Raw genomic sequence first — 12,705 nt, 5'->3', positions numbered from 1 at the left:
TCAGCTCTTCCAGCGTTCGATGTCGGCCAGTGCGGTGAGCTCGACGGCGATTTGCGACCGTTCCGATTCGTCGAGGTCCAGGGCTGTCAGTTCCGCGCGCATCCGCTCGGCGGTGGCGTTGTCATCGAGTGCGAGCGCCAGTTCGGCGCGGTCGGCCAGCGCCGCGGCCCACTCGATCCGGGTCGCTTGGTCGCGGCGCCGGGCCAGCGCCGCGTCCAGCGCCCGCGCGGCGAGCTGATCGTCGTTCTTGAAGTCGCGAAAGATCCGGACGTTGTCCATCGCCCTGGCCAGCCCGGACAGTTCCCGCGAGCCGCCGTATTCGATATCCGGCTCATCGCGGACCACGAACAGAAGGCAGTTGCCGGACGGGTCGTAGAGGCTGAACCGGGTGTCGCCGGTGCGGAACCTGCTGATCCGCGGGACCCCGGCGGTGGGGATGCGGCCCAGACCGGCGCGCAGGCCGTCCGCGAATCGCCGGTGCAGCGGCGCGAGGTCGTCGAGGAAGATCAGCGCGCCGCCGGATAGTTCGTCGCGCGCGTCGAGCCGCGGCGCGGGGTCCTTGAAGTGCAGTTCGAGGTCATCGAGGGCAAAGGCGAGGTACAGGTAGGGTCGCCGCTGGTCACAGCTGAGCCTGAACCCGAGGGCTCCGTAGAACTCGATGGTCGCGGCGGGGTCCAACGAGGGCAACAGCGGCACGACGGTGGCCATAGAGACACACTACTCAAGGTTGAGTAGTTCGGAGCTTGTTCGCAACCGAGCGATCGCACCCGATGCCCCGGCGAGCGCTCGACTGCGTACACCGCGGCGCGTACCAAACCGAGCGGTCACACTCCACCTTCCCGGCGAGCGCACGGCTAGGCACACCACCGCGCGTACCAAACCGAGCGGTCGCGCCCCCGGAAACGAACGAGCGGTCGGTTGCGCACAGCCTGAGCTGTGCGCAACCGACCGCTCGTCGGGATCGAGGTAGGTCAGTCGGGTTTAACGCGACTGATCTCTTCTCGCTTGCTCGTTCCTCGCAAGCTCGTCGAATCAGTCGTTGTCGTTCGTCGTGCCGGGGGCAGTCTTGGAGACCTGGACCAGGAACTCGTAGTTGGTCTTGGTCTTGCGCAGCTGGCTCATCAGCAGGTCGATGGCCTGGTGTGAGTCCAGCCCGGACAGCACGCGGCGCAGTTTGTGCACGATCGCGAACTCGTCGGGGCCGAGCAGCAGCTCGTCCTTGCGGGTGCCGGACGGGTTGACGTCGACGGCCGGGAACACCCGGCGCTCGGCGATCTTGCGGTCCAGCTTGAGCTCGGCGTTGCCGGTGCCCTTGAACTCCTCGAAGATGACCGTGTCACCGGTGGAGCCGGTCTCCACCATCGCGGTGGCGATGATGGTCAGCGAGCCGCCATCCTCGATGTTGCGCGCAGCGCCGAGGAACCGCTTGGGCGGGTACAGCGCGGTGGAGTCCACACCACCGGACAGGATGCGCCCCGACGCCGGAGAGGCGTTGTTGTACGCGCGGCCCAGGCGGGTGATCGAGTCCAGCAGCACCACCACGTCCTTGCCCTGCTCGACCAGGCGCTTGGCCCGCTCGATGGCCAGCTCGGCGGCCTGGGTGTGATCCGACGGCGGGCGGTCGAAGGTGGAGGCGATGACCTCACCCTTGACGCTGCGCTGCATGTCGGTGACCTCTTCGGGCCGTTCGTCGACCAGCACCACCATCAAGTGGCATTCGGGGTTGTTGCGGGTGATCGCGTTGGCGATGTCCTGCATGATCGTCGTCTTACCGGCCTTGGGCGGGGACACGATCAGCGCGCGCTGGCCTTTGCCGATCGGCATGATCAGGTCGATCACCCGGGTGTTGAGCTTCTCCGGGGTCGTCTCCAGACGCAGCCGCTGGTTCGGGTACAGCGGCGTCAGCTTGCCGAACTCGGGACGGTTCTTGGCGGCTTCGACCGGCCCGCCGTTGACGGTGTCCAGCCGGACCAGCGGATTGAACTTCTGCCGCTGATTCTTGTCGCCGCCCTCGCCCTCACGAGGAACACGGACCGCGCCGGTGACCGCGTCACCACGGCGCAGCCCGTTCTTGCGCACCATGTTCATCGAGACGTAGACGTCGTTCTGGCCGGCCAGGTAGCCCGAGGTGCGGACGAAGGCGTAGTTGTCCAGCACGTCGAGGATGCCGGCGACCGGCTGCACGACGTCGTCCTCACGCAGTTCGGTGTCACCGCCCTCGCTGCCACCGCGCTCCCGGCGGCGACGGTCGCGGAAGCGACGTCCGCGGCGGCCACCGCGGCCGTCGTCGTCATCGTTGTTGTTGCCGGAGTTGTTGTTGCCCCCGGCGTTGTTATTGCTGTTGTTGGCGTTACCGCCGCGCTGCTGGCCACCGTCATTACGCTGCTGGCCACCCTCGTTGCGCTGCTGGGCGCCCTCGTTGCGCTGCTGGCCACCCTCGTTGCGCTGCTGGGCGCCCTCGTTGCGCTGTTCACCCCCCTGACCGGACGGAGCGCCGGCCTCGCGGTTGGCGTTGCGGCGCTCACGCCGACGACCCTCACCGGAGGCGTTGTCGTCGGTGTCGTCACCGCGGGCGCGCTTGTTGTCGTCGTCCTTGGCTCGAGCGTTGTCCGAGGACTCGTTCGAAGCGGTCTCGTTCGAAGCGGTCTCGTTCTTGGCGGGCTCGTTCTTGGCGGGCTCGCTTTTGGCCGGCTCGGCTGCGGGCGCCTCGGTCTTGGCGGGCTCAGCCTTGGCGGGCTCAGCCTTGGCGGGCTCGGACTTGGCCGGGGCGGCGCCACCGGCCTGCTGGGCGCGGATGGCGGCGACCAGGTCGCCCTTTCGCATGCCCGAAACGCCCTTGACGCCGACCTGTCCGGCCAGTGCGCGCAGTTCGGGCAGCAGCATCGTGTTCAACGAGCCGGATTTGGAAGACTTCGACGCCGGCGAATCGGCGCTGGTGACGGCGCTATCTGCCGTCATGAGGTCCGTATTGGTCACGGATTTCCTTTCTTCCCCTGCCGGTTCGCTTCATCGGCGGGGGGTTCGGCGCGCTCAGCGGAAACACTGTGCGCGTAATGCCACCGTCGGCCATGCGACGGAGTGCTCCGGAATATGTGGGTAGGGCCCAACCATCGATTCCATGCGGAACTTCGCAAAAAAATTGGTGGTCGTCCTAGTGTCGGCGCGGAAGACGCCCCCTCAGCCCGGGACGGCACGAGAATAACCCCGTTGCGCTGCGGAAGCAACAATGTGGGCCCAGCCAGTCCCGGCGTGTCAGTTCCCGGACCGGGCCCGCGCGCCCCATGTCAGTGGGTTGCCGACGCGCAGTTCGCAAACGCGGAATCCGGCGGATTCCGCGAAGGCGACCGCTTCGGCGGGCAATTCCGAGCTCAGACTCAAGGCGAGCACCGACGGTCCGGCGCCCGAAATCACCGCTGCCACCCCACAACGCCGCAGCACCTGAACATATTCCGCGGACGCCGGCATCGCCGGAGCCCGTTGACTCTGGTGCAACGCGTCCTCGGTGGCGGCCATCAGCAATTCGGGGCGTTCGGTCAATGCCAGGATCAGCAGCGCCGCCCGGCTGATATTGAACCGCGCCGCCGTGTGCGGGATCTGGTCCGGCAACAGCCCGCGGGTCTCGGCGGTCGAGGATCGGGTCTGCGGCACACCCGCGAAAATCCGGATGTCGGGATGCAACCGAAGGCCGGCGGCGCGGTACCGCGGTTGCCCACCCGAGGCCGCCGCCTCGGTCCAGGACACCACCGCGCCGCCCATCACCGACGCCGACGCGTTATCCGGGTGCCCCTCGAACTCCGAGGACAGCTGGACAAGCTGTTCCTCGCCGAGCGGGGCGAACCCGGCTTGTTCGGCCAGCGCGTTGGCCACCCCGAGCCCGCCCACCACCGCGGCAGCGGACGACCCGAGCCCACGGGAGTGCGGAATGGCGTTGCGACACCGGACAATCAGGCCCGGCGCACGCAGTCCGAGAGTGGTCAGACCCCGGACGATGGCCCGCACCACCAGGTGGTCGTGGCCGTCGGGAACCTGACCGGCACCCTCCCCCTCGACCTCGATGCGCAGACCGGAATCGGTTGTCTCGACGTCAATTTCGTCGTACAGGCCCAGAGCCAGCCCCAGCGAGTCGAAGCCTGGGCCAAGATTGGCGCTGGATGCCGCGACGACGGCGCTCGCGCTGATTCCAGCCGGTAGAAGCGTTGTCATGACGAGCCGGTTACCCCAACCCGAGTTCGGCGACGACCGCAGACGGGTCGACGGGCACGGCGGAGACCTGCGGCATACCCTTCAGCGCGGTGTCCGGGTCCTTGAGCCCGTTACCGGTCACGGTGCACACCACCGTGGATCCCTTCGGCACCCAGCCCTCTTCGACCGACTTCAGCAGCCCGGCGATGCTCGCCGCGGAGGCGGGTTCGACGAACACGCCCTCGGTGCGCGCGACCAGGTGGTAGGCCGCGAGGATCTCTTCGTCGGTGGCGGCCAGGAACTTCCCGCCCGAATCCTGCTGGGCGACAACGGCGGAATCCCACGAGGCCGGCGAACCGATCCGGATGGCAGTCGCGATGGTCTCCGGATCGCTCACCGGCCGGCCGTGCACCAGGGGCGCCGCTCCGGCAGCCTGAGTGCCCAACATCTTGGGCAGCCGGTCACTGACGCCATCGGCGTAATACTCGTTGTAGCCCTTCCAGTACGCGGTGATGTTCCCCGCGTTGCCGACCGGCAGCGAGTGGATGTCCGGGGCCTGTCCGAGGGCGTCCACGATCTCGAAGGCCGCGGTCTTCTGACCTTCGATCCGGACCGGATTGACGCTGTTGACCAATGAGATGGTCGGGTAGTCGGCCGTCAGCTTACGGGCCAACTCCAGGCAATCATCGAAGTTGCCGTCGATCTGGATGATCTTGGCGCCGTGCATGACGGCCTGGGCCAGCTTTCCCATCGCGATCTTGCCCTGCGGGATCAGCACCGCGCAGGTGATTCCGGCGCGCGCCGCATACGCCGCAGCCGAGGCGGAGGTGTTGCCGGTCGAGGCGCACAGCACGGCCTGCTGGCCGTGGTGCACCGCGTCGGTGACGGCCATCGTCATGCCGCGGTCCTTGAACGAGCCGGTCGGGTTGAGCCCCTCGACCTTCAAATGCACTGTGCAGCCGGTGAGTTCGCTTATGCGGGTGGCGGGGATCAGCGGGGTGTTGCCCTCCCGCAGGGTCACCGCGGTCCAGTCGGCAGCGACCGGAAGCCGGTCCCGGTACGCCTCGATCAAGCCCGGCCAGGGGCGGTGCACGGGTTCGGTCATCAGTCGTTTCCTTCCATCCGCAGCACACTCGCCACGTTCGACACCACGTCCAGTTCCTTGAGCGCGGCCACCGTCTCCGACAGCGCGGCGTCGGTGGCGCGGTGGGTGAGCACCACGATCCGCGCGCCGATCGCCTGGCCTTCCTCGTCCACCAGGCCTTCCTGACGCACCTCGGCGATGCTGACCCCGCGATTGGCGAACTCCGAGGCCACCCGGGACAGCACGCCGGGCTTGTCGTGCACGTTCAGGCTCAGGTAGTACCGGGTGGGCACCACGCCGATCGGGGCGATCGGCAGCCGGGCGTATTTGGACTCGCGCGGCCCGCGGCCGCCCTGCACCCGGTTGCGCGCGGCCATCACCAGATCGCCCATCACCGCCGACGCGGTGGGGGCGCCACCGGCGCCCTGCCCGTAGAACATCAGCTGCCCGGCCGCGGCTGCCTCGACGAAGACCGCGTTGAACGCGCCGTTCACCGACGCCAGCGGGTGGGTCAGCGGGACCAGCGCGGGGTAGACCCGGGCCGAAACCTGTTCGGATCCATCGGCGTTGGTGATCCGCTCACAGATGGACAGCAGCTTGATGGTGCATCCCAGCGCCTTGGCGGAGGCGAAATCCTCGGCGCTGACGGCGGTGATGCCCTCGCGGTAGACATCGTCGGCCTGCACCCGGGTGTGGAACGCGATGGAGGCCAGGATGGCGGCCTTGGCCGCGGCGTCGTAGCCCTCCACATCGGCGGTCGGATCGGCCTCGGCGTAGCCCAGCGCGCCGGCCTCGGCCAGCGCGTCGTCGTAGGAGGCGCCCGTCTCGGACATCGCCGAGAGGATGTAGTTGGTGGTGCCGTTGACGATTCCGGCGACCCGCAGCACCCGGTCACCGGCCAGCGACTGGGTCAGCGGCCGGATCACCGGGATGGCGCCGGCCACCGCGGCTTCGAAATACAGGTCCGCGCGGACCTTCTCGGCGGCCTGGGCCAGCTTGCCGGCGTCCTGGGCCAGCAGCGCCTTGTTGGCGGTGACCACCGATTTGCCGTTTTCCAGAGCGGTCATGATGGCTTTGCGGGCCGGCTCGACCGGGCCCATCAGCTCGACGACGATGTCGACGTCGTCACGGGAGGCCAGTTCCTCGATGTCGTCAGTCAGCATGTCGGCCGGAACTCCGCGGCCCTTGGCCACCCGGCGGACGCCGACGCCACGCAGTTCCAGCGGAGCGCCGATGCGCGCCGCCAGATCGGGCGCGGACTCCGCCATGATGCGGACTACCTCGGCGCCGACGTTGCCCAATCCGAGCACCGCCACGCCCACCGGCTTCTCTGTTTTCGCCACGGTCGTTTTAGCCACGGTCACTCCACCTCCAAACTCAACAGGTCTTCGAGCGTCTCGCGACGCAGAACCAACCGCGACCGACCGTCTTCGACGGCGACCACGGCCGGGCGGCCGAGCAGGTTGTACCGGCTCGACATGGAATAGCAATAGGCACCGGTGGCGGCCACCGCGATCAGATCGCCGGGCGCCAGATCCCCGGGCAGCCAAGCGTCACGCACGACGATATCGCCGCTCTCGCAATGCTTTCCGACGATTCGGCAGAGAACCGGATCCGAATCGCTGTCGCGCGAGACCAGCCGGACGTCGTACGCCGCGCCGTACAGCGACGGCCGGATGTTGTCGCTCATCCCGCCGTCCACGCTGACGTACCGGCGCTGCGCGCTGGCGCTGATGGCGACGTCCTTGACCGTCCCAACCCGGTACAAGGTCACAGTCCCGGGTCCGGCGATGGCCCGGCCGGGTTCGACGACCAGCTTGGGCGCCGGCAGCCCGACGGCCGCCGACTCATTGGCGATGATGGCCTCCAACTTCGCGGCCAGCTCAGCCACCGGTGGCGGATCGTCGTTGGGAAGATACGAAATACCCAGTCCCCCACCGAGATCCACGATGGACATCTGGGAGGTCTTGTCGACGCCGAACTCGGCGACTACGTCGGCGAGCAGGCCGATCACGCGGTGCGCGGCCAGTTCGAAGCCGTCGACTTCGAAGATCTGGGAGCCGATGTGGCTGTGCAGGCCGACCAGGCGCAGATTGTCGGTGGCGAAGACGCGGCGCACCGCGTCCATTGCCGCGCCGCTGGCCAGCGACAGGCCGAACTTCTGGTCTTCATGCGCGGTGGAGATGAACTCGTGGGTGTGCGCCTCGACCCCGACGGTGACGCGGATCAGCACATCGACGACGACGCCGGCCTCGCCGGCGATCGCATCGAGTCGGTCGATCTCGGTGACCGAGTCGATCACCACGTGCCCGACACCGGCCTCGACGGCGGCGCGGAGCTCTTCGGCGGATTTATTGTTGCCGTGCAGGGTGATTCGGCTCGCCGGGAACCCGGCGTGCAGTGCGACGGCCAGCTCTCCGCCAGTGGCCACGTCCAGCGACAAACCCTCCTGGGCGACCCAGCGGGCGATCTCGCCACACAGGAACGCCTTGGAGGCGTAGTGCACGTGGTCGCCGCCGCCGAACGCCTCGGCGATCTGGCGGCAACGGGTGCGGAAGTCGTTCTCGTCGACCACGAACAGCGGGGTGCCGTACTCGTCGGCCAGCGCGCTGACCGACGCCCCGGCCAGGCTCACCTCGCCGTCGGCGCCGCGGTGGGCGCCCAGCGGCCACACGTTGGGCTCCAGCGCTGACACCTCGGCGGGACCGGTCGGCCGGGCGGGTGCGCCCGGGTGGTGGATCTCGTCGGCGTGCCGGGGCCCGGCGGGATGCGCGCTCACATCCGCTCCGGTGCGCCGACACCCAGCAGCCGCAGGCCGTTGCCGATCACCTGGCGGGTCGCCGCGCACAGCGCCAGCCGGGCCGCGTTGAGGTCGCCGGCGGGCTCGTCGCCCTGTGGCAGCACCCGGCAGGAGTCGTAGAACCGGTGGTAGTCGCCGGCCAGATCCTCCAGGTAGCGGCACACCCGGTGCGGTTCCCGCAATGCCGCGGCGGTCTTCACCACCCGGGGGAACTCGCCGAGATTGCGGATCAACGCGCCCTCCTTCTCGTGGGTCAGCAACCCGAGGTGCGCGGTGTCGGCGGCCAGACCCAGGTCGGTGGCGTTGCGGGCCAGCGCGCACAGCCGCGCGTGCGCGTACTGCACGTAGTACACCGGGTTCTCGCTCGACGCCGAAGACCACAGTTCCAGGTCGATGTCGATCGGAGTGTCCACCGAGGACCGCAGTAGGGCGTAGCGGGCGGCGTCGACCCCGAGGGCGTCGACCAGGTCGTCGAGGGTGATGACGGTGCCGGCGCGTTTGCTCATCCGGACCGGCTGCCCGTCGCGCACCAGGTTGACCATCTGCCCGATCATCACCTCGACGGTGTCGGGACTGTAGCCGAACGCCTGGGCGGCGGCCTTGAGCCGGGCGATGTAGCCGTGGTGGTCGGCGCCGAGCATGTAGATGCACAGCCCGAACCCACGTTCCCGCTTGTCCAGGTAGTAGGCCAGGTCACCGGCGATATAGGCCGGTTCGCCGTCGCTCTTGATGACGACACGGTCCTTGTCATCGCCGTAGTCGGTGGTGCGCAGCCAGGTGGCGCCGTCCTTCTCGTAGATGGCGTTGTTGGCGCGCAACCGGGCGATGGCCTCGGTGACCATCCCGGAGGTGTGCATGGAGTCTTCGTGGGTGAACACGTCGAAGTCGGTGCCGAACTCGTGCAGCGATTCCTTGATGTGGGTGAACATCAGATCCACACCGACGGAGCGGAAGGTCTCCTGCTGCTCGGCGGGCGGCTGGCTCAGCACGTCCGGGACCCGCGCGATGACGCGCTGCGCGATGTCGGCGATGTAGTCCCCGGCGTAGCCGTCCTCCGGGGCCGGTTCGCCGTGCGCGGCGGCCATCAGCGAGCGGGCGAACCGATCGATCTGCGCGCCGTGGTCGTTGAAGTAGTACTCCCGGCACACCTCGGCGCCGCGAGCGGCGAGCATCCGGCCCAGTGCGTCGCCGACGGCCGCCCAGCGGGTGCCGCCGATGTGGATCGGCCCGGTCGGGTTCGCCGAGACGAACTCGAGGTTGATCTTCTGCTCGCCCAGTTCGTCGCCGCCACCGTAGCTGTCGCCGGCGTCCAGGACGTCCTGCACGATCTGGCCCTGTGCGGTCGCGTCGATACGCAGGTTCACAAAGCCCGGGCCGGCGATTTCGGCGTCGGCGATGCCAGGGGCGGCGCGTAGCGCTTCGGCCAGCCAACCGGCGAGTTCGCGGGGGTTGGCGCCGACCTTTTTGCCCAGCTGAAGGGCCAGATTGGTGGCGTAGTCGCCGTGTTCGGGATTGCGCGGACGCTCGACGGTCACCGTCTCAGGCAGCGCGGCGGCGTCCAGATCATGCTCGGTGAGCACCGTCGCGGCGGTGGACTTCAGCAACTCAGCGAGGTCGGCGGGGGTCACGGGGGTCCATCCTATGGTCTGGGGCTGTTCAGACCGGAATCCGCTCCCGTTGTCGGGAGGCCTGCGACAGCCGTGACAAGCGGGCTCGTTGATCGGGCGGGAAAACTCGGTCGGGTCTTGGCCCGGTGGCCCGGTGTTCGCGGCCCTAGCTTTTTGAGCCGTGGGGTGGGTCTGTCCCGGGTGGGTGTTGGTGTCGGAAGCGTTTGTGGAAGTGGGCGAGCATGTCGGCGGGTTGGTGATACGGGTTGACCCGGGGTTGGCCGTGGTTGAGGTGTTTCGGCGGGGTCCATTCGACGCGGCCGTCGGTGTTGAGGTGGGTGGTCCAGTTGTGGGTGTCGGCCATGGTGTTGTCCCTGCCGCAGGCCAGGCCGAGATCGTCGATGTCGGTGCGGCCTTCTCGGCCCCGCCCGTAGGGGGTCAGGTGGTGTGCTTGGCAGCGGTAGGCACTGTGGGTGCAGCCGGGCTTCGTACACCCCTTGTCCCGGGCGTACAAGACGATCCGCTGGTCAGCATTGGCCAGGCGTTTGGTCCGTCCGAGCCATAGTGCCCGGCCGTGGCCGTCGAAGACGGTGAGGTAATGGATGGCATGCGACGCCATCCGCAGGAGATCACTCATCGGCAGGAACGATCCACCCGCGGTGACGGCCCACCCCGTGAGCGCGGCGGGGACGTAGCAGGCCGGGGGCTGACTGGTGGTCGCGCTGGGCTCCACGGTCGGCGCCGTCCCGAGGTCGGCGGGCGCCCCGCCGTGGGCGGCGGCCTCCAATTCCGCCAAGGTGGTGGTGACGATGACGGTGACGGGTAGCCCGTTGTGTTGCCCGAGGTCTCCGGAGGCCAGCAGTGCGCGCATGGCGGCGACGAGGGCGTCGTGGTTGCGTTGCGAGACGGTCCGCTTGTCGCCTTGGATCTGGTCTTCCGACGGGGTTCCGGAGACGCAGGGGTGTTCGTCCTCGGGGTTGCACATGCCTGGCGCCGCCAACTTCTCCAGGATCGGCTCCAACGTGGCCCAGGCTTCGGGGGTGAGGCTGGCGCGGAGGTTGCGCATCCCATCATGAGTCTGCGCACCAACACTGAGGCCGCGTTTGGCGGCCCGCCGCCGATCGGCGAAATCCCCATCGGGATCCAAAACCATCAGCAGCACGGTCGCGAGTTTCTGTAGGTGCGCCGGCCCGTAGGAGGCGGCCAACTCCGCCAACTCCTTCTCGGCGTCAGCCCGGGTCTCCGGATCGACGGCGGCGGGGATCTTGGCATAGGTGTCCCGCACGATCGCGATCTGCTCGGGGCCGATCACCCCCGCCGCCGCCCCCTGCGCCACGGTGGGCATGACCGGTTCCAGGGGTTGCCCATCCAACGCGACCCGCGGCCCGAGGTCAGCGGCCTCAGCCAGCCGCCGTCGGGCGACACCCCGGGAGATCCGCAGACGCTCCTCCAACACGAGGGTCAGGTTCGCCGCCCCCAACACCCCCGGATTGCCGTCGACCACCAACCGCGCCAGCAGCCGATGGTCGACCGCCGGCGCCCGCCAGGCCAGCGCCTCCCGGCGGGCCAGCACCTCCAACACCTCCTCGGCGGACAGTGCGTCGAGGGACGCCGAAGCCAACACTCGGTGGGCAGTTTCGGCCTGCGCGAGGGCGGCGAAGATCGCCTCCCGATCGGCGTAGGCGTTGCTGCTCATACCAAAACGTTAGACCCCGGGTCCGACAAGTTCCGTTGCGAGACAACGGAAAACAGGCCCTGTGGTTTGAGAGTTCTATGAGAAAAATAGACGCCGCGAGGGCCGCTGCGAGCGCGACCGCGAGACGACTCCGGGCGCGACCGCGAGGCAACTCCCGGCGCGACCAAGAGACGACTCCCGCCGCGGCTCTTCCCGACGATCATCGCCGCACTCCCGAGCGAGCCGCCGTTCTCGCGGGGTTTCGGAGCGGACCTTCCCGCAATCCACAGTCGGGCGCCTGCGCATCGGCTGCCCACCGTCCACCGTCACACTGGCGATGGGTTACGCTATCCGGGCCCGATCGGCGCGACGAACGTCCGCGCCCCCGTAGCTCAGGGGATAGAGCGTCTGCCTCCGGAGCAGAAGGCCGCAGGTTCGAATCCTGCCGGGGGCACCACCTGAAACACCCTCTGACCAGTGTCGGAGGGTGTCTTTCTTTGCCCGGCGCGTCGATGCGCCAGTCCTCGCGCCCAGCAGGAATACCGCCGTCACATTCTGGCCGCTCGCATCCGTTTCTCGAGGATCCAGGAGCGGCGCATGCATCTGATGCCGTAGCATCAGATGCATGCGCACCACACTCTCCCTGGACGACGACGTGCTGCTCGCGGTGAAGGAGCGGGCACGCCGGGAGAAGCGCACCGCCGGCGAGGTGCTCTCCGACCTGGCTCGACACGCTCTGCAGCAGCACAGCGCCGAATCCGGGCGAGCGACGGGCGACCTCCACGGCTTCGAACCGTTCGGGCGCCGCGGACCCGCGGTCTCGAACGCGTTGGTCGACAAACTGCGTGACGAGGAAGCCGTGTGAAACGGGCGCTGCTCGATGTCAACGTCCTAATTGCGCTGTTCGACAGCGATCACGTCGACCACGGGCGAGTCCGCGCATGGCTGGCGGCCGAAATCGCACACGGCTGGGCTTCCTGCGCCATCACGCAGAACGGCTTCATCCGCATCATCAGCCAGCCGCGATACCCGAGTCCGGTGGCGCCCGCCCAGGCGATAACGAGGCTCGCAACCGCCACCTCGACTGAGCATCATAAGTACTGGTCGTGTTCGATCAGCCTGCTGGACGCCGATCTCATTGACCACTCCAGGTTGCACGGCCATCGGCAAGTCACCGACGCCTACCTGCTGGCGCTGGCCACCTCCAACGACGCCAGGTTCGTGACTCTCGACCAGTCGATCGGCCTGAATACCGTGCGGAATGCGACGCCGGACAACCTCACGGTGATCTGACCAGCAAGAGTCAAGCGTCTGCCGCGCGTTGGTCCGCAGAGTCGCACGCCGTACGCTGGTTGTG

General features: G+C 68.3%; 10 protein-coding genes and 1 tRNA gene. 3 read left to right on the top strand and 8 right to left on the bottom strand.

The features are described 5' to 3' along the window. From L2Z93_RS04990 to L2Z93_RS04955, 8 genes are all read right to left on the bottom strand, one after another. Positions 1-708 carry a DUF8817 family protein gene (locus tag L2Z93_RS04990; protein WP_202971894.1) on the bottom strand — a complete coding sequence of 236 codons (708 nt, stop codon included), beginning with the start codon at positions 706-708 and terminating at the stop codon, positions 1-3. 324 nt (positions 709-1,032) lie between these two features. Beyond that, a complete protein-coding gene (rho, locus tag L2Z93_RS04985) occupies positions 1,033-2,958 on the bottom strand; it encodes a transcription termination factor Rho (protein ID WP_090586970.1) in 1,926 nt (641 codons plus the stop codon). 294 nt (positions 2,959-3,252) lie between these two features. Beyond that, positions 3,253-4,203: a homoserine kinase gene (gene thrB, locus L2Z93_RS04980; protein WP_090586789.1), complete on the bottom strand. Its 951-nt coding sequence runs from the start codon at positions 4,201-4,203 to the stop codon at positions 3,253-3,255. 10 nt (positions 4,204-4,213) lie between these two features. Next, positions 4,214-5,287, bottom strand: a complete 1,074-nt coding sequence (thrC, locus tag L2Z93_RS04975; RefSeq protein WP_090586792.1) for a threonine synthase — start codon at positions 5,285-5,287, stop codon at positions 4,214-4,216. Next, the gene (locus L2Z93_RS04970; protein WP_370745812.1) at positions 5,287-6,624 is read right to left on the bottom strand and encodes a homoserine dehydrogenase; all 1,338 of its coding nucleotides are present in this window, start codon (positions 6,622-6,624) and stop codon (positions 5,287-5,289) included. The genes thrC and L2Z93_RS04970 overlap by 1 nt, the downstream gene beginning before the upstream one ends. A gap of 2 nt (positions 6,625-6,626) precedes the next feature. After that, a complete protein-coding gene (gene lysA, locus L2Z93_RS04965) occupies positions 6,627-8,045 on the bottom strand; it encodes a diaminopimelate decarboxylase (RefSeq protein ID WP_090586796.1) in 1,419 nt (472 codons plus the stop codon). Then, positions 8,042-9,694: an arginine--tRNA ligase gene (gene argS / locus L2Z93_RS04960; RefSeq protein ID WP_090586799.1), complete on the bottom strand. Its 1,653-nt coding sequence runs from the start codon at positions 9,692-9,694 to the stop codon at positions 8,042-8,044. The genes lysA and argS overlap by 4 nt, the downstream gene beginning before the upstream one ends. 145 nt (positions 9,695-9,839) lie before the next feature. After that, positions 9,840-11,369 (bottom strand): HNH endonuclease signature motif containing protein, encoded by a 1,530-nt coding sequence (locus tag L2Z93_RS04955; protein ID WP_090586801.1) that lies wholly within the window; start codon positions 11,367-11,369, stop codon positions 9,840-9,842. A 360-nt stretch (positions 11,370-11,729) separates the two neighbouring features. On the opposite strand from L2Z93_RS04955, the gene L2Z93_RS04950 reads away from it, so the two are divergent. The 3 genes from L2Z93_RS04950 (at position 11,730) to L2Z93_RS04940 (ending at position 12,641) form a co-directional block, all read left to right on the top strand. Continuing rightward, positions 11,730-11,805, top strand: a tRNA-Arg gene (locus L2Z93_RS04950). A 168-nt stretch (positions 11,806-11,973) separates the two neighbouring features. Continuing rightward, the gene (locus tag L2Z93_RS04945) at positions 11,974-12,213 is read left to right on the top strand and encodes an antitoxin (protein ID WP_090586804.1); all 240 of its coding nucleotides are present in this window, start codon (positions 11,974-11,976) and stop codon (positions 12,211-12,213) included. Continuing rightward, entirely contained in the window at positions 12,210-12,641 is a 432-nt protein-coding gene (locus tag L2Z93_RS04940) for a TA system VapC family ribonuclease toxin (RefSeq protein WP_090586806.1), read from the top strand. The genes L2Z93_RS04945 and L2Z93_RS04940 overlap by 4 nt, the downstream gene beginning before the upstream one ends. The last annotated feature ends 64 nt before the right edge of the window (positions 12,642-12,705 follow it).

Origin of the sequence: Mycolicibacterium brumae (assembly GCF_025215495.1) — a bacterium.
GTDB lineage: Bacteria > Actinomycetota > Actinomycetes > Mycobacteriales > Mycobacteriaceae > Mycobacterium > Mycobacterium brumae.
Note: the sequence above shows the minus strand (reverse complement) of the source record. Positions and strands in the feature narration are given on the sequence as shown.

Coding starts and splice junctions, on each gene's coding strand:
- L2Z93_RS04945 (WP_090586804.1), top strand. CDS start 11,974: ATGCGCACCACACTCTCCCTGGACGACGACGTGCTGCTCGCGGTGAAG.
- rho (WP_090586970.1), bottom strand. CDS start 2,958: ATGACGGCAGATAGCGCCGTCACCAGCGCCGATTCGCCGGCGTCGAAG.
- L2Z93_RS04990 (WP_202971894.1), bottom strand. CDS start 708: ATGGCCACCGTCGTGCCGCTGTTGCCCTCGTTGGACCCCGCCGCGACC.
- L2Z93_RS04955 (WP_090586801.1), bottom strand. CDS start 11,369: ATGAGCAGCAACGCCTACGCCGATCGGGAGGCGATCTTCGCCGCCCTC.
- thrC (WP_090586792.1), bottom strand. CDS start 5,287: ATGACCGAACCCGTGCACCGCCCCTGGCCGGGCTTGATCGAGGCGTAC.
- thrB (WP_090586789.1), bottom strand. CDS start 4,203: ATGACAACGCTTCTACCGGCTGGAATCAGCGCGAGCGCCGTCGTCGCG.